The 17885-nt window shown below is 62.8% G+C and carries 19 protein-coding genes; 12 read left to right on the forward strand and 7 right to left on the reverse strand.

Annotated elements, in window-relative coordinates:
• The first annotated feature begins 16 nt into the window (after positions 1-16).
• Positions 17-1585: a sensor domain-containing diguanylate cyclase gene (locus IWW33_RS23885; RefSeq protein WP_046786191.1), complete on the forward strand. Its 1569-nt coding sequence runs from the start codon at positions 17-19 to the stop codon at positions 1583-1585.
• A gap of 12 nt (positions 1586-1597) precedes the next feature.
• Here the strand turns inward: IWW33_RS23885 and IWW33_RS23890 are convergent, their stop codons facing one another.
• Positions 1598-2311, reverse strand: a complete 714-nt coding sequence (locus IWW33_RS23890; protein ID WP_115274779.1) for an MgtC/SapB family protein — start codon at positions 2309-2311, stop codon at positions 1598-1600.
• Positions 2312-2717: 406 nt separating this feature from the next.
• Between IWW33_RS23890 and IWW33_RS23895 the strand changes: the two genes are divergently transcribed.
• Positions 2718-3185 (forward strand): sterol desaturase family protein, encoded by a 468-nt coding sequence (locus tag IWW33_RS23895; RefSeq protein WP_115274780.1) that lies wholly within the window; start codon positions 2718-2720, stop codon positions 3183-3185.
• Between the two features lie 5 nt (positions 3186-3190).
• Here IWW33_RS23895 and IWW33_RS23900 read toward each other — a convergent pair whose 3' ends face one another.
• On the reverse strand, positions 3191-4078 hold the full coding sequence (locus tag IWW33_RS23900) for a bile acid:sodium symporter family protein (protein WP_046786194.1): 888 nt from the start codon (positions 4076-4078) through the stop codon (positions 3191-3193).
• Positions 4079-4270: 192 nt separating this feature from the next.
• Between IWW33_RS23900 and IWW33_RS23905 the strand changes: the two genes are divergently transcribed.
• From IWW33_RS23905 to IWW33_RS23950, 10 genes are all read left to right on the forward strand, one after another.
• Positions 4271-5152, forward strand: a complete 882-nt coding sequence (locus IWW33_RS23905) for a Dyp-type peroxidase (RefSeq protein ID WP_161872749.1) — start codon at positions 4271-4273, stop codon at positions 5150-5152.
• A gap of 89 nt (positions 5153-5241) precedes the next feature.
• On the forward strand, positions 5242-6150 hold the full coding sequence (locus IWW33_RS23910) for an aldo/keto reductase (protein WP_174141189.1): 909 nt from the start codon (positions 5242-5244) through the stop codon (positions 6148-6150).
• 4 nt (positions 6151-6154) lie between these two features.
• Positions 6155-7474 (forward strand): MFS transporter, encoded by a 1320-nt coding sequence (locus tag IWW33_RS23915; protein ID WP_174141190.1) that lies wholly within the window; start codon positions 6155-6157, stop codon positions 7472-7474.
• Positions 7475-7584: 110 nt separating this feature from the next.
• Complete coding sequence (locus IWW33_RS23920) at positions 7585-7803, forward strand: KGG domain-containing protein (RefSeq protein ID WP_012314511.1); 219 nt, start codon at positions 7585-7587, stop codon at positions 7801-7803.
• Between the two features lie 65 nt (positions 7804-7868).
• The gene (locus IWW33_RS23925) at positions 7869-8066 is read left to right on the forward strand and encodes a hypothetical protein (RefSeq protein WP_115274784.1); all 198 of its coding nucleotides are present in this window, start codon (positions 7869-7871) and stop codon (positions 8064-8066) included.
• A gap of 30 nt (positions 8067-8096) precedes the next feature.
• Positions 8097-9419 (forward strand): iron-containing redox enzyme family protein, encoded by a 1323-nt coding sequence (locus IWW33_RS23930; RefSeq protein WP_174141386.1) that lies wholly within the window; start codon positions 8097-8099, stop codon positions 9417-9419.
• On the forward strand, positions 9419-10372 hold the full coding sequence (locus IWW33_RS23935; protein ID WP_174141191.1) for a class I SAM-dependent methyltransferase: 954 nt from the start codon (positions 9419-9421) through the stop codon (positions 10370-10372). The genes IWW33_RS23930 and IWW33_RS23935 overlap by 1 nt, the downstream gene beginning before the upstream one ends.
• 99 nt (positions 10373-10471) lie before the next feature.
• Positions 10472-11062, forward strand: coding sequence for a nucleosidase (locus IWW33_RS23940; protein ID WP_115274786.1), 591 nt, complete (start codon positions 10472-10474; stop codon positions 11060-11062).
• Between the two features lie 122 nt (positions 11063-11184).
• Entirely contained in the window at positions 11185-11322 is a 138-nt protein-coding gene (locus IWW33_RS23945) for a PSPA7_2676 family Cys-rich small protein (protein WP_168216574.1), read from the forward strand.
• A gap of 10 nt (positions 11323-11332) precedes the next feature.
• Positions 11333-12181, forward strand: a complete 849-nt coding sequence (locus IWW33_RS23950) for a Ku protein (protein WP_174141192.1) — start codon at positions 11333-11335, stop codon at positions 12179-12181.
• A gap of 100 nt (positions 12182-12281) precedes the next feature.
• Here IWW33_RS23950 and IWW33_RS23955 read toward each other — a convergent pair whose 3' ends face one another.
• The 5 genes from IWW33_RS23955 to ligD are packed head-to-tail and all read right to left on the reverse strand — an operon-like array spanning position 12282 to position 17841.
• Positions 12282-12947, reverse strand: coding sequence for a glycosyltransferase (locus IWW33_RS23955; RefSeq protein WP_119689044.1), 666 nt, complete (start codon positions 12945-12947; stop codon positions 12282-12284).
• Entirely contained in the window at positions 12944-13543 is a 600-nt protein-coding gene (locus IWW33_RS23960; RefSeq protein ID WP_125924140.1) for a class I SAM-dependent methyltransferase, read from the reverse strand. Before IWW33_RS23960 ends, IWW33_RS23955 begins: the two co-directional genes overlap by 4 nt.
• Before the next feature lie 10 nt (positions 13544-13553).
• A complete protein-coding gene (locus tag IWW33_RS23965) occupies positions 13554-14309 on the reverse strand; it encodes a PIG-L family deacetylase (RefSeq protein WP_174141193.1) in 756 nt (251 codons plus the stop codon).
• Complete coding sequence (locus tag IWW33_RS23970; protein WP_174141194.1) at positions 14306-15349, reverse strand: acyl-CoA dehydrogenase family protein; 1044 nt, start codon at positions 15347-15349, stop codon at positions 14306-14308. The genes IWW33_RS23965 and IWW33_RS23970 overlap by 4 nt, the downstream gene beginning before the upstream one ends.
• A complete protein-coding gene (ligD, locus tag IWW33_RS23975; RefSeq protein ID WP_174141387.1) occupies positions 15346-17841 on the reverse strand; it encodes a DNA ligase D in 2496 nt (831 codons plus the stop codon). Before ligD ends, IWW33_RS23970 begins: the two co-directional genes overlap by 4 nt.
• Positions 17842-17885 lie beyond the last annotated feature (44 nt).

Consider the following 17885-nt stretch of genomic DNA (forward strand, 5'->3'; position numbering starts at 1 on the left):
GAGGGCAAGGACTTCCATGGGTGCGGCCGGTAAGCACGACGAAGACGGGCTATTCACCGTAACCGGTGAAGGGCGCGCCGTGGCGCTGTTTCGCCTGGTGCTGTCGTTCATGGCGGTTGTGCTGCTGACCTTCGTGTCTATCGAAGGGTGGCGGATCTGGCGCGACTACAGGCAAGCTTTCACCAATGCCGAAAACATGGTCAGCAACCTGGCCAGGGCTACGGCGCAGCACGCCGAAGATGCCATTCGCCAAGTGGACGCGATTACCGCTGTGCTGGCGGAGCGCCTTGAAGGCGATGGTTTCGATCATCTCGATCGCACACGCTTGCACGCCCTGTTGGCACAACAGAAAACGATCATGCCGCAACTGCACGGTTTGTTCGTGTACGGGCCCGATGGCAGCTGGATCGTCACCGACCAGGCTTCCATCCCGGCAAAGGCCAACAATGCCGACCGTGACTACTTCGCTTACCACCAGGCCCACACTGACCGTGAGGTGCGTATCGGTTCGGTGGTACGCAGCCGCTCCACCGGTGACCTGATCATTCCAATCTCGCGCAGGCTGGAGAATCGCGATGGCAGCTTTGCCGGGGTGTTGCTTGGCACCATCAAGGTGGACTGGTTCGTGCGCTATTACGGTGATTTCAAGATCGACGAGCGAGGCGCCCTGGTGCTGGCCAAGCGAGACGGCACCATCCTGGTACGCCGGCCGTTCGTGGAACACGTAGTCGGCCACAGCCTGGCAAACAGCGAAGTCTTCCGACATCACCTGCCTCATGCGAGCGAAGGGCTGGTTGAAGCGGTGGCGGTCGTTGATGGTACGCCCCGCCTGTACGCCTATCGCGCCCTGGCGCGATATCCATTGGTGGTAGAGGCGGGCTTGTCGCGTGAGTCGATCATTGCGCCCTGGCGGCACGATGTCATCAAGTCAGCCGCGATCCTGCTGCTTTTGCTGGTTGGATTGAGTGGCTTCGGCTGGGTGGTATTGCGCCAGTTGCGTGAGCGGATCGCTATCGAAAGGGCGTTGCACCAGGCCCACCAGACCCTCAGGTCGCTGGCCCTGACCGACAGCCTGACCGGGCTGGGCAACCGCCGCAGGCTGGATGCGGTGCTGGATGCGGAAATCCGCCGGGCCCGGCGACTGGGGCATGCGGTGGCGCTGGTGATGGTCGATCTTGATTTCTTCAAGCTGTACAACGACCGCTATGGCCACCCTGCGGGAGATCAATGCTTGCGCCGCTTTGCCGAATTGCTGCAGCAGGTGTTGAAGCGCCCGGCGGATCTGGCGGTGCGGTACGGTGGCGAGGAGTTCACGGTTTTACTTCCTGACACTGACGTACAGGGCGCCGAACAAGTGGTCGCAGAAATTCTGCAACTGTTGCGCCGCCTGATGATCGAGCATGCCGGCAGCCCGCTAGGCCGTGTATCTGCCAGTGCCGGGATTGCTGTGGGGCATCCGGCAGTGGACGCAAGCAGCCCCGAAAGCCTGATGTCTGCGGCTGACGGGGCGTTGTACCAGGCCAAGCGCCAAGGGCGCGATGGCTATGCCGTTGCCGGTGGCATGGCGATGAGTGCCGGTAACTAAGCCAGGACGCGCTCAATCGGTGGCCATGACTTGTGCCTGTAGCTGCCAGCGTACCGAACTGACGCCTTTTTCCAGGCTTACCCGGCTGACCAGGCGCTCCAGTTGTGCCGGTGCCTGTGGGTTACCGAGCAACTCTGCACGTACTTCCAGGCGCGCGGGGTTGGGCAAGTCTTCGCTGTGCAGCGACTGCAGGCGCAGTTGCGGGTCGCCCAGGCTGTGCAGCATCAGGCTGCGTACCTGTATTTCATCTTCGGCACGGCAAACCACGCGCACCTCGAAGCGTTGTTCGGCCTCGCTGGCCGGCACCACGCCCTGGCGGTCCAGGCGTTGGGCGATATCGCGCAGCAGTATGTTGGCACACAGCACCACCAGGCTACCCAGCGTGGCCTCCAGCAGCAGGCCAAGGCTGCACAGCACACCAACAGCCGCCGTGCACCACAGTGTGGCTGCAGTGTTCAGGCCGCGCACCGTGAAACCGTCGCGCATGATCACACCGCCCCCCAGAAAGCCGATCCCCGATACCACATAGGCGGCAACCCTTGAGGCATCGGTGGGGGCCATACCCGGTACTGCCTGGGTCATCAGCACGAACAGGCAGGCGCCAGTGCTGACCAGCGCATTGGTGCGCAGCCCGGTCAGGCGCTGGCGCAATTGGCGCTCGGCACCGATCAGGGCGCCGAGCAGCAGGGCGATGCTGACACGCAGCAGAAATACTTTCCAATCCATAGCGAACCTCTTGCGCGGGCACATGCCCGCTCTGACGCCATCGAAAATGGCGCGGCTTAAAAACCAGAAATGCGCAGGACCACAAGAGGAGGAACGAGGAGGGCTCAAGCCGCAGGGGCTGAGAAATCCACCGTCTGGCCAATAGCGAGACAGTGGCAGGAAACTGCCGGACTAGCTCGCCGTGTGGGCCTGTCGCAAGCGACTGGGGCTACTGTCCAATGCAGGACTCCTGTTCAGGGATGCGAAATTGCGGGTGGACCATACGCCGCAGCTTGTACAGGGTCAAGGGCGAAAACATGACAATGGCTTCATAAGGAAATGCCCTACAGCAAGTCACGGCCGCATGGAAAAAAACACCGGTACTCGTTACCCTTGCGCCACTTTTAATCATCCCCCGGACCGTTACATGCTGCTCAATTTTGTTGTGCTGATCGGCACTCTGGTGGCCATGGAAAGTGTCGGTACGCTGGCACACAAGTACATCATGCATGGCTGGGGCTGGTGGCTGCACCGTTCGCACCATGAGCCTCAGCTGGGCATGCTGGAAACCAACGACCTCTATCTGCTGGCCCTGGGCATCATTGCTGCGGTATTGGTGGCCCTGGGCAAGGCCGGGCACGCACCGTTGCAGTGGGTGGGCGGCGGTGTGGCGAGTTACGGAATATTGTACGTGCTGGCCCACGACGGGTTTTTCCATCGGCATTGGCCGCGCAAGCCGCGGCCGATCAACCGCTACCTCAAGCACCTGCATCGTGCCCATCGCCTGCACCATGCGGTCAAGGGGCGCACGGGCAGCGTGTCGTTCGGCTTTTTCTACGCACCTCCCCTCAAGGTGCTCAAACGCCAGTTACAGGCCCGGCGCAATCGCCGCTGAAGGCGTCAATTCACAGTTTCGCCCTGCACTGTGCCATGGCCACGGCTGACCCACCAGCCAAACCCCGCCGCCGTGAAAAACATGATCAGACTATAGAGCGCCGCTGGCACCGCCATGGTGGCGTTGTTCAGCAGCGATGGGCTCAAGGCGACGGCGATCGCCAGTGTGCCATTGTGGATACCGATCTCCATGCCGATGGCAATGGCCTGGCGCTTGGGAATGCTCAACAGGCGCGGCACCCAGTAGCCGACGGCCAGGCTGATCACGTTGAACAGCAATGCAGCCAGGCCAACCACCGGGGCGTACGCAACCACGGTCTGCCAATCCTTGGCCAGGGCCAGCACAATGGTGAATGCCAGAAACAGCGCCGCCACCAGTTTCATGGGCTTTTCCATGCGTGAGGCAAAGCCTGGCGCCCAGCGGCGGATCATCATGCCCAGGGCAACCGGCAGCAGGACGATGGCGAACACCTGCATGACCTTGGCAAATTGCAGCGGGATGGCCTGGTCTGACGCCATGAACCACATCAGCGACAGGTTGACCAGCAACGGCATGGTCAGGATGGCGATCAGGGAGTTGACCGCGGTGAGGGTAATATTCAAGGCCACGTCACCATGGGCCAGGTGGCTGAACAGGTTGGCGGTGGTGCCGCCCGGGGACGCGGCCAGCAGCATCAGGCCGACCGCCAGGGCCGCTTCCAGCCCAAGACCGTTGGCGATCAGGAAACACACCAGCGGCAGTAGAAGAATCTGGCAGGCCAGGCCGATGACCACCGGCTTTGGGTACTTCACCACGCGAGCGAAGTCGGCCAATGTGAGCGACAAACCCAGGCCAAGCATGATGATGCCCAGGGCCAAAGGCAGGAAGGCGGTAAGCAAGGGCGAGGCGGTCATGGCGGCTACTCGGGCAAGGGATCAAGCCAGTCTAGGCTCGGCCTGAACGATCGCTAATTGCAATGAGCCACCACTTGGTAACCTTTTGTTACGGCAGCGTCACGATGCCAGCTGGCAAAGTGACTGCATCGCGCGTTGCGACGGGCCGCTGCGCGCAGTAGCATTCGCGCTTTTACCGAGGATTCGCCTGTCATGCCGTTCCAGCAAGGTCTGCTTGCCACCCCGGTGCCGGCCCAAGCCCGCCACCTGTTCTTCACGCTACAATCGCCCGAGGCACTGCCAGCAGCCCTGGATGCGCTGCTGCCCCATGTGGATGGCCAGCGCCTGATCGTGGGGGTAGGCGCGCCTCTGGCAAAGGCCTTGGGCCGTGAAGTGCCTGGCCTGCGCGCATTCCCTCAGTTGGATGCAGCGGTGGAAAACCCGAGCACCCAGCATGCCTTGTGGCTGTGGCTGCGTGGCAACGAGCGTGGTGACCTGCTGCTGCAGGCCCAGGCGTTGGAGCAGGCCTTGGCACCGGCACTGCGCCTGGCCGACAGCATCGACGGCTTCCTGCATCGTGGCGGCCATGACCTGACTGGTTACGAGGACGGTACTGAAAACCCGGTTGATCAGGATGCCGTCGACGCGGCGATTGTCGCGGGCGAGCAGCCGGGCCTGGCAGGCTCCAGTTTTGCCGCTTTCCAGTTGTGGAAGCATGACCTGGGGTACTTCAAGTCGCTGCCCCAGGCAGACCAGGACAACATCATGGGCCGCCGCCTGAGCGATAACGAAGAGCTCGACGATGCGCCAGCCTCAGCCCACGTCAAGCGCACTGCCCAGGAAAGCTTCGCACCCGAGGCATTCATGGTGCGTCGCTCCGTGTCCTGGGCCGACCACCGTGGCGCAGGCCTGGCGTTTGTCGCTTTGGGTCGAAGCTTCGATGCCTTCGAAGTGCAACTGCGGCGTATGAGCGGGCTGGAAGACGGCATTATCGATGGCCTGTACCGCTTCAGCCGGCCGCTGACGGGTGGTTACTACTGGTGCCCACCGATGACCGACGTCGGCCTGGACCTGAGCCTTCTGCTGAAGGCCTGAACACTAAACATCCAGAAACAGAATCACCTGCAAGCGGGGGGTGGGGCGACTAGCCTTGGAAGTTTCCGACTTATGACGGGAGCTTTGCCATGTATGCACGTCGCGATGTCCTACGCGCCGGCGCGGCTTTGGGGCTGTTGGCCAGCAGCCCTTGGTTGCGGGCGGCGCCCAGCACCGGCTTGCTGACCCGCAAGGTGCCGTCCACAGGCGAGGCCTTGCCGGTCATTGGCGCAGGTACCTCCGGCAGTTTCGAAGTCGAGGCCGGCTCGGCCGATTACCAGCAGCTGAAGGCCGTACTGAAGGCGTTCTTCGAAGGCGGCGGCAAAGTCATCGACACCTCGCCCAACTATGGCGGGGCAGACCGTATTCTTGGCCAGTTGCTGGAGGAGGGAGGCTGGCACCAGCAGTGCTTCATCGCCACCAAAATCGCGGCCGACAGCCGGGCCGACGCCGAGGCACAATGGGCGGGTACCCTGAAAAGCCTGCGCACTGACAAGGTCGACCTGCTGCAGATCCACAACCTGCGAGACTGGAAGACACAGTTGCCCTATGCCCGCGAACTCAAGCAGCAGGGCAAGACCCGCTACATAGGCATTACCCATTACCTGAACAGCGGTCATGACGAAGTCGCCCGCCTGGTGCGCAGCGAACCGCTGGACTTCATCCAGATCAACTATTCGGTCAACGCGCCGCAAGCGGCAAGTGAGTTGTTGCCGTTGTGCCAGGACAAGGGCGTGGCGGTGCTGATCAACCGCGCATTCGATGACGGCCGTCTGTTCGCCAAGGTCAAGGACAAACCACTGCCTGCCTGGGCCGCAGAAGCGGGAGTCAGCAGTTGGGCCCAAGTGTTCCTCAAGTTCGCCTTCAGCCATCGGGCTGTTACAACGGTCATCCCGGCAACCGGCCGTCCTGACCGCCAACTCGATCAGCTGAAGGCCGGCCACGAGCCTTTGTTCACCCAGGCGCAGCAGAAAGCGCTGATCGAGCAGTTCGCCTGACACCATGGCCAGCTGGCGCAAGGGGCTGGACCAAGGGTTGAACATCCAGCCCGGCGAGGGGCCGGCTGTGGCCGGCGGTCTGGCGTTGTTCTACCTGCTGTTCACCGGTTACTTCATGCTGCGCCCGGTGCGCGAGACCATGGGCGTGGCAGGGGGCGTGGACAACCTGCAATGGCTGTTCACCGGCACCTTCATCGCTACGCTGAGCTGCCTGCCGCTGTTCGGCTGGCTGGCCTCCAAGGTGCGCCGGCGGCATATCCTGCCTTGGACCTATGGTTTTTTTGCCAGCAACCTGCTGCTGTTTGCACTGCTGTTTGCCAGCAAACCAGACGACTTGTGGAATGCGCGGGCGTTTTACATCTGGTTGTCGGTGTTCAACCTACTGACCATCTCACTGGCCTGGAGCGTCCTGACCGACCTGTTCTCAACCGAGCAAGGCAAGCGCTTGTTCGGGCTGCTGGCAGCCGGGGCCAGCTTGGGCGGCTTGAGCGGGCCGTTACTGGGTACGCTGCTGGTCTCCCCGCTGGGGCACGCCGGGCTGGTTTCGCTGGCCGCCATGTTTTTACTGGGCAGCATTGCCGCTGCCGCGTACCTGCAGCGCTGGCGTGATTGCCACCCAATGCCTGCGCTGAGCGAGCAGCCAGCGTCGCGGCCACTGGGGGGTAACCCGTTCGCGGGCGCAACCGCTGTAATGCGTTCGCCGTACCTTTTGGGTATTGCCCTGTTCGTGGTGCTGTTGGCCAGTGTCAGCACCTTTCTGTATTTCGAGCAGGCGCGCATCGTCAGCGAAACGTTCACCGACCGTACTCGTCAGACTCAGGTATTTGGCCTGATCGATACGGTCGTTCAGGCCCTGGCCATCCTCACCCAGGTGTTCATCACCGGTCGGCTGGCCAAACGCATGGGGGTAGGGGTGTTGCTGGTGGCAGTGCCGCTGGTGATGGCAGCAGGCTTCGTCTGGCTGGCCCTGGCCCCGGTATTTGCGGTGTTCGTGGTGGTGATGGTAGTGCGCCGCGCAGGCGAATATGCCTTGGTGCGGCCGGGTCGGGAAATGTTGTTCACCGTATTGCCCGCCGAAGACAAATACAAAGCCAAGAACTTCATCGATACCGTGGTTTACCGTGGCGGCGATGCCTTGAGCGGGTGGGTCAAAAGAGCCCTGGATGTGCTGGGTGACCATCCGCAACTGGCGATGTTGCTAGGGGCCGCGATCGCTCTGGGCTGGGCCCTGACGGGTGGTTGGCTGGGGCGCCGGCAGCGGCTGCTGGATAGCCGCGTCACGCAATCGGCTAGCGCACAAAATACATCGCCTCCGGTTATTTAACGCCGCCGGTCCGAACGCCTGGCGATAAAACGAATCCCTCGATATCACCGAACTCCGAACCTATGTACGGCGCTTGCCGTGCATCCAGCAGTCATATGAGGTTTCAGACCATGGCTAACAAAGATAACAGCCGCACCGGCAGCCAGGGCGGCCAGGGTGGCACCAAGAACCCCGGCAACTTCGCCAACGACCGGCAAAAAGCTTCCGAAGCTGGCCGCAAGGGCGGGCAGTCCTCTGGCGGCGGCATGGCTCAAGACCGTGAATCGGGCCGCAAGGATGCCGATATGCACAAGGACCGCGAGTCGGGCCAGAAAGGCGGCCGCTCGTAAGTGACGAGAACGCGGTGCCGGGTCCTCCGGCACCGCGATTACTAAGCGGGTAAAGAGGACGTCCCATGCGCACTACAGCCATCATCGTTCTGTTGAGCAGCCTGACGCTGCTCGGCGGTTGTTTCGATCGTGACGCCGAGCATCCGGCCAAGGATGCAGACCAGAGCAAACCTTCGCTGCAAATGCAGCAACCCGACGAAAAGCCTGCGCCACAGCCTGCACCTGACCCTGAGCCCATGCCACGGGAAGGCCAGAGCCAATAGTCAAGAGAGGAGCGAGGCATGACGGTTCTGATGCGCAACAACCCATCCAGGACGCCGGCGCCGACTGTGCATCGGCCATTGAGCAGCCGCTACCACGCGATGTTGTCCGGCGACTACACCACTGCGCGCCAGTGGCTCGCCGAGCAGTTCGCGAAGGCGAACGCCATGACCGATGACCTGCCGGACACGCCTGATCAACTACAGGACTGGAGTGCACGACACGCCGCACAGGTTGCCGCCGAGCACGCCGCCTATCTGGCCCAGCGCCGTCAAGGCGCGCCTCGCCGTTATTTTGCCAACCGCGCCCACGCCTTGTGGTTCCTGCAACAGGTGGCGCCGACCAAGGTCGTTGATGGTGCCTGGCTTCACGGTGCCCTGCGCCGCTGGCAAGACCCTCGCTACCACGGCCTGATCCGGACCTACCTTGAGGAGCTGGGTGACGGCGATCCGCATTGCAACCACGTGCTTATCTACCAGAGGTTGCTGGGCAGGCTGGGTTGTTTGGATTGCATGCCTCTGGATGATGAGCGCTACCTGCAAGGGGCAGTACAACTGGCGCTGGGCAGCTGCGCGGAGTGGTTTCTGCCTGAGGTCATTGGTTACAACCTGGGTTACGAGCAGCCACCGTTACACCTGCTGATCACCACCCACGAGCTGGCCGAGCTCGGCATCGACGGTCATTATTTCCAGCTTCACGTGACGATCGACAATGCTGCCAGCGGCCATGCCAGCAAGGCCATCCAGGCGGTGCAGCAACTGTGCCCGGCGCAGGACGCCGAGGTGTTCTACCGTCGGGTCAGGCATGGCTACCGCCTCAATGATCTTGGCATTGACACGCCCACGCTAATCGGCGGCTTCGACCTTGAGGCCCAATTGCTGGCTGCCCTGGAGCGCAAGCGCGTGTTCGGGCAGTTCATGCACGCTGACCGCTGCCGATTGCAGCAGCGCACGGTCAACCAATGGCTGTCCGAACCCGCTGCGCTACCGGCATTTTTGCAGGCGCTTGTGGCCCAGGGCTGGATCAAGCGCGGGCAGAATCCGGCCGACAGCCGCTGGTGGTCGCTGATCGATGGGCCTGGCGCCCCCATGTTCGGCGTCTTCAATGCCTACGAGAAGCAGCTGTGGCACGACTGGATCGCCGGCGACTGGCAGGGCGCAGTGCGTCGCGTGCCGCCAGGCAGCTGGGAAGCTGCCCTGCACCAGCAACCGCGTATTGAAGAAAGCCATGAAAGCGCTGATATCGAAACGTTGATCGAGCGCATGGCGGGCAATCAGCACGCCTTGCCGCAGGGTTTGTCCGCCACTCGGGCGTATCTGCATGCCACAGGTCTTGGCGAGGAGGGGCCGCACTGATGATACTCAACCCGCAACGAACCCAGGCCGATGAAGCCTTGCTGCAACTTGGCCGGCGCCTGCGTGCTGACGGTTACCAGTTCACCTGCGTGACGCCCGCCACCCATGCACGCAACAACGCCCGCCAGGGTGCAGAGCGGGCCGGCAACCTGCGCGACGTATTCGGCTGGAGCCGCCCGTTCCCGGCGTCATTGATCAGCGCCGACGAACTGGACCAGCTCAGCACCGCGCAGGTGCTGTACGAGGACGGCGCACTGCTGCGCAGCCAGGTACGCTGGTCCAGCCTCGACGATTTGCTGCTGGTGCATTCCGCCTACCCGACCGAGGCTGCTGATGCGGTGTTCTTCGGCCCCGACAGCTATCGCTTCGCCCAGGTCATCCATGACCATCTACAACGCAGCCCGGTACGGGTCGAACACGCTGTGGACATTGGTTGCGGCAGCGGCGTCGGTGCCTTGCTGATCGCCCGCGCGGCGCAACATGCCCAGGTCAGCGCCGTGGACATCAACCCTCTGGCACTGCGCTATACCGCGATCAATGCTGCGCTGGCGGGGGTGGGCAATGTGTCCATTGCGCACAGTGACTTGCTTGCCGGGGTCAGTGGCAATTTCGACCTCATCGTGGCCAACCCACCCTACATGCTCGATCATGGCCAGCGCACGTATCGCCACGGTGGCGATACTCTGGGCGCCGATCTGTCGTTACGCATCATCGAACAGGCGCGCGAGCGTCTGAGCCCAGGCGGGTCACTGCTGCTGTACACCGGCGTGGCGATTGTCGAAGGTCGTGATCCATTGCTCGAGGCCATTCGCCTGCGCCTGGCGGGGCCTGAATGGGCCTGGGTGTACCGCGAGGTCGACCCGGACGTATTCGGTGAACAATTGCTGCAGCCAGGTTATGAACAAGTCGAGCGTATTGCCGCAGTGGCGCTGACTGTCAACCGCAGTGCATGACGCGCTATTGCAACTTGCCACCACGGTGGGGCTTGCAATCAGTTAGCGTTCACCGACAATGGCAGCGCCCTTTGCAAGCCATTTGGAACGCCCTGCGCCATGATGCTGACCCAGCAATTCCCCGACATTACGTTGGCCGACACCCTGTTCGTATTCGCCCTCGAGGCGGAAGCCGGCACGGTATTCGCCGACGTCAATACCGTTTTCACCGGCATCGGCAAGGTCAATGCTGCCATCGCCCTGACCAAGGCGGTTGAGCGGCAGCGGCCCAAACTGATCGTCAACCTCGGCTCGGCGGGCAGCCAGCGATACGGCAAGGGTGAGGTGGTGTGCTGCACGCGCTTCGTGCAACGCGACATGGATGTCACTGCGCTGGGCTTCGCCCGCTATGAGACGCCGCTGTCGGATATTCCGGTGTTGCTCGAGCATGGCCAGCCGATAGATGGGCTGCCGCTGGGCATCTGCGGCAGCGGCGACAGCTTTGAGGTCAGCCACGGCGATGCTCCATACGACATCGTCGACATGGAAGCGTACGTTCTGGCGCTGATCGCCCGTAATGAAGGCATTCCGTTCGTTTGCCTGAAATACATTTCCGATGATGCCGGCAGCGATGCGGCCCAGGACTGGTCTGTGCAGGTACATCTGGCCGCCGAGGCGTTCAAGCGCGTGCTTTTCGCCATCGAACCCTGATCAGCCATGACGATCAAGCCACTGTAGTTTCGACAGCCGTAGGGCATTTGGGCTAAACCTTCAGCGCGCCGTGCAGTCATTTCAGGTAAGCGCCCGATATTTCCGGGCCAAGGAGGTGGCTGATGACCTTTGTCTGTCTGCTGCGTGGCTGCCACTGGCGCGCCATGACCCAAACCGAAGTGCCCGGGCTGCAATGCCAGCTTTGCGAACGCTGTGGCGCCTTGCGCTACTGCCAGCCGGGCCATTCCCTGCAACCATAGGAGGCACGCCATGGCCAGGGCAATCTGGAAAGGCGCGATCAGTTTCGGCCTGGTGCATATCCCGGTCTCGCTCAACACGGCAGTGCGCACCGAGCGTGTGGATTTCGACTGGCTGGACAAACGCAGCATGGAGCCGGTGGGTTATAAACGGATCAACAAGGTGACCGGCAAGGAAATCGACAAGGACAACATCGTCAAAGGTGTGGAGCATGAGAAAGGTCGTTATGTGGTGATCAGCGAGGAAGAGATCCGCAAGGCCCGGCCCGAAGCGACCCAGACCATCGATATCTTCTCGTTCGTCGCTGCCAGCGAGATCCCCTTGCAGCACTTCGATACACCGTATTATCTAAGCCCTGATCGTCGCGGCGGCAAAGTTTATGCGTTGCTGCGTGAAACACTGGAGAGCACTGGCAAGGTGGCGTTGGCCACGGTGGTGCTGCATACACGCCAGCACCTGGCATTGTTGCGGCCGCTGGACGACGCGTTGGTGATGATCACCTTGCGCTGGCCGGAAGAGGTGCGCGGGCTGGAGACGCTGGAGCTGGACAAGAGCGTGACCGACACCAAGGTCGACAAGCGCGAACTGGACATGGCCAAGCGGCTGGTCGAAGACATGAGCGGCTCGTGGGCTCCGGATGAGTACCATGATGCGTTCCGCCAGACCATCATGGACCTGGTGGAAGAAAAGGCCAGCAAAGGCAAGATCAGCGTGGTGGACAAGGGCGAAGGGGGCGAAGCCGAAAAAAGCGCCGATATCATCGACCTCACCGAACTGCTCAAGCGCAGCCTGGGCGGCAAGGCTGCGAAGAAGGCGGCTGCCGAGAAGAAGCCTGGCAAGCGTACGCGTAAGGCTTCATGACTGTAGGGGGCGGGGCGCTTGCCTAGAATATTGTGGCGTCGTTGAGATCGAGCGCCGCCGGCGCGGCGCTCGATCTCGATAACACTGATACACCATGCCATCACCCGTCCAGACGAACCTGCAGACCCGCCAGAAAATCCCCAAACCCTTCCCGAGCCCGGCTGTCGCGTCGACTGCTGGTTGCCACACTGTGTTTGGCTGTCCATACGATCTGTGCGCCGCTAGCCTCCAGGTCACGCACCAGTTGCACGTCCTCATGCGCCGCCAGCGGTTGAAAGCCCCCCACACGCTCATAAGCGCGGGCACAGACACCCAGGTTGGCACCATGAATATGCCGATGGCCCTCACATGTCTGATAACCGCTGCGGTACAGCTTGCGTAGCGCAGCGCGTTGCCAGGGCTGCCAGTGCTCGATATGCACCGTGCCACAGACCACCTCTGCACTGCAGGCCAGTTGCCAGAGCAGCCAGTGCGAGGGCACCTGGCTATCGGCATCGGTACAGGCCAGCCAGCGGGCGCCACGGTCCAGCATCAGCGCCGCGCCTAGGCGGCGGGCCATGCCGACACTGCCAGCCTCCACCGCCAGCGTGCGCACACCGAAACGCTTGGCCACAGCGGCACTGGCATCACGACAACGGTCCAGCACCACCAATACCTCGACCTGATGGCCTGCCTGCCTGGCCAAGGCCACCGCCGCTGCCATGGCCTTGAGGCAGCGGCCCAGGCGACGCGCTTCGTTATGGGCGGGAATGACGACAGCAATCATGGGCATGTCTCGTCCAGGTCGACCACGCTGGGCTGGCATGACCAGTATTCCAACAGGAAATCCGCCTCTTCATGGCGAAACACCGGGTATAACGGCACGTGCTTGGCCAACAACTGATGCACTTCACGTCCATCCTGTGGGCACCCAGCAATCGGGTGGCGCCAGTGGCAGGCCAACAGCCCGCCGTCATAGGTCAGGCTCGCTACCGACTGCTCGATCACCTGCAACCAGTCGGTAGCGTTCAGGTAGTAACCCACTTCACTGAGCACGATCAGGTCGAAGCTGCCACCAGGCCAGTCCGCCGGCAAGCGCCCAGCGACGACGGTAGCATTGGGCAACCCCGCCAGGCGCTGGCGAGCCAGTGCCACTGCCTTAGGGTCAAGGTCATGGCACAGCAACTCGGCACAGCGCTCCGCCAACGCGGCGCTCAGCTCGCCATTGGCGCAGGCGGGTTCGAACACCCGCTGGTAGCACTGGCGTGGCAGGCTGGCCATCAGCAGGTCGCGCTTGCGGCGCTCGTACCAACGGGTGCGAAACGCCCAGGGGTCGTCATTGTTGGCATACAGGTCGGCGAAATATTGCGCATCGGGGCTCATGACAACTCCTTTACAGGAACACCAGTTCGAAGGGTTGCAGCAGGCAATCGAGCAGGTCGGCGGGCAGTACCGGCGCACGCCCCTGGTCGGACTCCAGCTGGCTGTGATACGCCGCCAAGGCCTGACGCTTGCGCGCAACCCGTGCTTCATCCAGCGCAATGCGATGCGCCCGCGACCAAGGCAGGCGCGGGTCGTCAGGCTGAGCCCAATGCCAGGCCCACACGGGCACTTCCACCAATTGCACCTGGCGCGCCAGGGCGGCTTGCGCTGCCGCCCGGCCAAGCGCTTCGTGGTCGCAGTGGCCGTCGCCGCGCCAGGTCGTCATCAGCACGTCATCCGGCTCGAGCAGTTGGTTAAGGTGATTAACCAGAAACGCTTCGTCTCGTGGCAGCGCACCGTCTTTGAGGTGCAGGCGCCGCCAGTCCAGCCGGTTGAGGTCCAGGTCCAGCTGTTGCAGGGCGTGCCGGCTTTCAAGTGGCCGTTGGCGGCGCAGGCGGTGTTCGGTCCAGGTCGCGGAATCAGGGTGGCTCCCTTCACCGTCGGTGGCGGAGATCAGCAGCACGTCCTGCTCGCGGCCGTGCAGCCCTGCCAACAGTCCACCGGCCATAAGAATCTCGTCATCGGGGTGCGGCGCCAGCAGTACCAGGCGTCGACCTGCGGGTAGCAATTGGTCCGGGGTGATCCAAGTCGCCCGCGCCAAGTGTGCGGACTGCTGCCACGCAGCCCATGGCCTGCCTTCACTGGCCTCGATCAGGTTCTCGCTCATAGTTGCCAGGCTCCTGCCGGCACCTGGGCCAGCTGTTGGCCGAGTGCGGCCAGGTCGCGTTCGGCATGGCTCTGGCGCAGAAAGACCGGGAGGTCGGCGCTTAGCCGTGCAAAATGGCTGCTGCGGCAGAACGGCGTTGCACCCAACGCACGCCCCACATGGTGGATCACCTGCTCTACAGCGTGCTCTACCTGGGCACGCACGCGGCGTACCTCGAAGCTGGCGTCGGCGCTGGGCTGGCGATCTATCCACGCAGCACATTCACGCAGTGCTGCACGGGCACCGTACAACGCCGCATCCACTGCCCCCAGGTGCGCCTGGGCGTGCGGATCGGGGCGTGGTTTGCGGCAACGTTCACGCAAATAATCGGCCAGCGCCTCTGCGGCGCCGTACCAGCAGGCAGCGATCCCCGCACCGCCGTGCCAGAAACCGGGGCGTGAAAGGTACTGCCCTGGCTGGCCTACGGCGATCCCAGGCGAACCCTCAAAGGTGATTTCAATGCTGGCGGTCGTGGCCATACCCACTGCTTGCCAGTGATCGACCTGCAAGCCCTGGGTGGGGTGGGCCAGTTCGATCGCCACCAGTTGCGGCTGGTCATCTTCAGCCCAGGCGGTGATCAGCGCACGGTCGATCTGCAAGGCACCTGAGCACCAGGCCTTGCTACCGGCAAGGCGCAACTTATCGCCGTCACGGGCAATGATCCGCGCCCGCGCTTCAGGGGGCTCTGCGGCCCACACGCCCCATACAGCATCCCCCACCAGGTGAGCAGCGCCGCATTCAGCCAGAATCGCCAGCGCGTCGGTATGGCCTTCGTACACTTTGGCCAGTGCCAGGTCGCAGCCGGCAATGCGCGCCAAGGTCTGCCAACGCTGCAAGGTATGCCCTTGGCCCGGCAGCGGGAGCAGGTCGAGATGGTCCGCCAACAGCGCCTGCATCAGTTGCGAAAGCTTGGTGTCCAAGCTCAAAGGCTGCGCGCGCTCGCTGAACGTACGCAGCAGGCTGTCGAGGGTGTTCAGGTCAAAATCCTGAATGATACTCATGTCATCCCCATCTGTTTGCGCATGCGCGCTGTGATCGACTGTCGGGTTTTGCCCATGTCCGCCCACGGGTCATCGACCTCGGCCAGGCGTTCGTGCAGGTTGCCGATGTGCCACTGGTTGGCGCCCTTGAGCTGGCCGAGTTCTTCGCGCCAGACCGGCACCGACACCGGCAGGCCTTCCCGGGCACGCAGGGAGTAAGCGCAGGCAGTGGTCGCACCTTTACCGTTTCGCAGGTAATCGATGAAGATCCGCCCAACCCGGTTCTTTGGCCCGGACACCGCGCTGAGCCGGTCGGGGAACAGCTTGGCCAGGTAATTGACTACGGCATGGCTGAAGTCTTTCACCTCGTCCCACCCCGCACGGCGGGTCAATGGCACCACCAGGTGCATGCCTTTGCCGCCGCTGGTTTTGAGGAACACTTTGAGGCCCAGTTCGTCGAGCAGCGTGAGGGCGAGCTGAGTGGCTTCGAGCATGGCCTTCCAGGGCAGTGCCGGGTCCGGGTCAAGGTCGAGCACAAAACGGTCGGGCTTGTCGAAGTCCTTGTCGGTGGCATTCCAGGTGTGCAGCTCGAGCATGTTCATCTGCACGGCACCGAGCAACGTGTCAGGGCGATTGATGACCATCGCCGCCTGACCGGCTTCGGCCTTGTCGTAACTGAGCACATTGGCGATATGCAACTGGCCGGCGTTCTTCTGGAAGAACAGCTCGCCATCGAGGCCCTCCGGCGCCCGTACCAGCGCCACCGGGCGGTCCTTGAGTTGCGGCAGGATCCACTGACTGACGCCTGCGTAGTATTCGGCAATCTGGCGCTTGGTGGCGCCAATGCTGGCGTCGATGATGCGCTCCGGATGCGTCAGGCGCAGGTCGCCCAGGCCTTCTGTCGCTTTGGCACGCTTGGCTTTGGGCACGGTCTTGGCAGGCATGGCACGCTCCAGGTCGATGGCGCTGGCAGGTTTATCGTCGCGCAGCCCATGGAAGACCGAATGGCGAACCACGCCGTCCCGGGTCATTTGCGCATACGCAACTTCTGCCATCAGTTTCGGCTTGAGCCAATGAACTCCTCGGGCTTCAGCCCCGGTGGGAGGCCGGGGCAGGGCGGGTTTGCCGATTTCCAGGGGTTTGAGGCGCGCATGGATACTGTCGAGTGTGGTGGCGCTGAAGCCGGTCCCGACCTTGCCGGCATAACGGAGCTCACCGGTGTCCGGGTCATGCAGGGCGAGCAACAGGGCACCGAAGCCGCTGCGGCTCCCCTTGGGGTCGGTGAACCCGACGATGACGAACTCCTGGCGCTGTTTGCACTTGAGCTTGATCCAGTCCGCGCTGCGCCGGCCCGTATAGGGACTACCGGCGCGCTTGCCGATCAACCCTTCGAGCTGCAGGCGGCAGGCGCTGTCGAGCAGCGACTCCACCGGTTGCTCGAAGTCGGCAGAAAACTCCAGAACCTCGGACTGGTCATGCTCAAGCAGTTCACCCAATGCTTTGCGCCGGTCTTCCAGGGGCCGCTCGCGCAGGTCCTGGCCACCCAGGAAAAGAAGGTCAAACAGGTAATAGACGATCCGCTCGTCGTGGGCGGTGTCGAAGGCATTCTGTAACGCCTGGAAGTCGGCCACCCCGTTCTCGCCGTTGACGACCATCTCGCCATCAAGCCAGGCGCTGTCCAGGCCTAAAGCGCGAAGCGCAGCCACTTGCCTTGGCATTTTGTGACTCCAGTCATGGCCGTTGCGGGTGAACAGCCGCACGTCGTCGCCTTCAATACGAGCGAGCACGCGATAACCGTCGAACTTGACTTCATAGCGCCAGTCGCCAGCGGGGGGTGAATCGACCAGGGTCGCAAGTTGCGGCTGCAGTTGTCCGGGCAAGGCCGCTTTCTTACCCGCGCCGGCCCGCTTGCGCTTGGGCGGCTGCACAGGTTTGGCGCTGGCACTGCTTCGCGGCACCAGCGTGCGATCGCTGATCACGCTGTCAGGCTGCGCTTCAACGATGCTGTAGTCGGCCTCGCTGCGTGCCTGAGCATCGTGGGACTTGACCAGCATCCACTGCTCTTTCTTGCCTGCCATGCGGGTGCGGAACAGGTTCCACACGCCGCTCAGCTTCTCCCCTTGCAAGCGAAAGCGCAGCTTGCCCCTGGCATAGGCCTGGTTTGCGTCACCCTCTGGCTCCCAGATGCCACGGTCCCAGACGATCACATCGCCGGCGCCATAGTGACCCTGCGGGATATTGCCTTCGAAATCGGCGTAGTCGAGCGGGTGATCCTCTACGTGTACCGCCAGGCGTCGCACCTTGGGGTCCAAGGAGGGCCCTTTGGGGATGGCCCAGCTTTTCAGCGTACCGTTCAGTTCCAGACGGAAGTCGTAATGCAGGTGGCTGGCGTCGTGCTTCTGAATGCAGAACTGCAGGGCATGGCTACGTTTGGCACGGCCGCGCTTGCCACTGGGCTCGGGTGTGGCATTGAAGTCGCGCTTGCGCTCATATTCCTGCAGGGGCTTGGCCATCATCTAAGGCTCCCGGGGGGCTCGGTCTCTCATTTGGGAGGCAG

The organism is Pseudomonas sp. M2, from assembly GCF_015751845.1.
Lineage (GTDB): Bacteria > Pseudomonadota > Gammaproteobacteria > Pseudomonadales > Pseudomonadaceae > Aquipseudomonas > Aquipseudomonas putida_E.

Excerpts from the sequence above, each read along its gene's own strand:
- IWW33_RS23885 (WP_046786191.1), top strand. The coding sequence starts at position 17 with ATGGGTGCGGCCGGTAAGCACGACGAAGACGGGCTATTCACCGTAACC.
- IWW33_RS23890 (WP_115274779.1), bottom strand. The coding sequence starts at position 2,311 with ATGGATTGGAAAGTATTTCTGCTGCGTGTCAGCATCGCCCTGCTGCTC.
- IWW33_RS23895 (WP_115274780.1), top strand. The coding sequence starts at position 2,718 with ATGCTGCTCAATTTTGTTGTGCTGATCGGCACTCTGGTGGCCATGGAA.
- IWW33_RS23900 (WP_046786194.1), bottom strand. The coding sequence starts at position 4,078 with ATGACCGCCTCGCCCTTGCTTACCGCCTTCCTGCCTTTGGCCCTGGGC.
- IWW33_RS23905 (WP_161872749.1), top strand. The coding sequence starts at position 4,271 with ATGCCGTTCCAGCAAGGTCTGCTTGCCACCCCGGTGCCGGCCCAAGCC.
- IWW33_RS23910 (WP_174141189.1), top strand. The coding sequence starts at position 5,242 with ATGTATGCACGTCGCGATGTCCTACGCGCCGGCGCGGCTTTGGGGCTG.
- IWW33_RS23915 (WP_174141190.1), top strand. The coding sequence starts at position 6,155 with ATGGCCAGCTGGCGCAAGGGGCTGGACCAAGGGTTGAACATCCAGCCC.
- IWW33_RS23920 (WP_012314511.1), top strand. The coding sequence starts at position 7,585 with ATGGCTAACAAAGATAACAGCCGCACCGGCAGCCAGGGCGGCCAGGGT.
- IWW33_RS23925 (WP_115274784.1), top strand. The coding sequence starts at position 7,869 with ATGCGCACTACAGCCATCATCGTTCTGTTGAGCAGCCTGACGCTGCTC.
- IWW33_RS23930 (WP_174141386.1), top strand. The coding sequence starts at position 8,097 with ATGCGCAACAACCCATCCAGGACGCCGGCGCCGACTGTGCATCGGCCA.
- IWW33_RS23935 (WP_174141191.1), top strand. The coding sequence starts at position 9,419 with ATGATACTCAACCCGCAACGAACCCAGGCCGATGAAGCCTTGCTGCAA.
- IWW33_RS23940 (WP_115274786.1), top strand. The coding sequence starts at position 10,472 with ATGATGCTGACCCAGCAATTCCCCGACATTACGTTGGCCGACACCCTG.
- IWW33_RS23945 (WP_168216574.1), top strand. The coding sequence starts at position 11,185 with ATGACCTTTGTCTGTCTGCTGCGTGGCTGCCACTGGCGCGCCATGACC.
- IWW33_RS23950 (WP_174141192.1), top strand. The coding sequence starts at position 11,333 with ATGGCCAGGGCAATCTGGAAAGGCGCGATCAGTTTCGGCCTGGTGCAT.
- IWW33_RS23955 (WP_119689044.1), bottom strand. The coding sequence starts at position 12,947 with ATGATTGCTGTCGTCATTCCCGCCCATAACGAAGCGCGTCGCCTGGGC.
- IWW33_RS23960 (WP_125924140.1), bottom strand. The coding sequence starts at position 13,543 with ATGAGCCCCGATGCGCAATATTTCGCCGACCTGTATGCCAACAATGAC.
- IWW33_RS23965 (WP_174141193.1), bottom strand. The coding sequence starts at position 14,309 with ATGAGCGAGAACCTGATCGAGGCCAGTGAAGGCAGGCCATGGGCTGCG.
- IWW33_RS23970 (WP_174141194.1), bottom strand. The coding sequence starts at position 15,349 with ATGAGTATCATTCAGGATTTTGACCTGAACACCCTCGACAGCCTGCTG.
- ligD (WP_174141387.1), bottom strand. The coding sequence starts at position 17,841 with ATGGCCAAGCCCCTGCAGGAATATGAGCGCAAGCGCGACTTCAATGCC.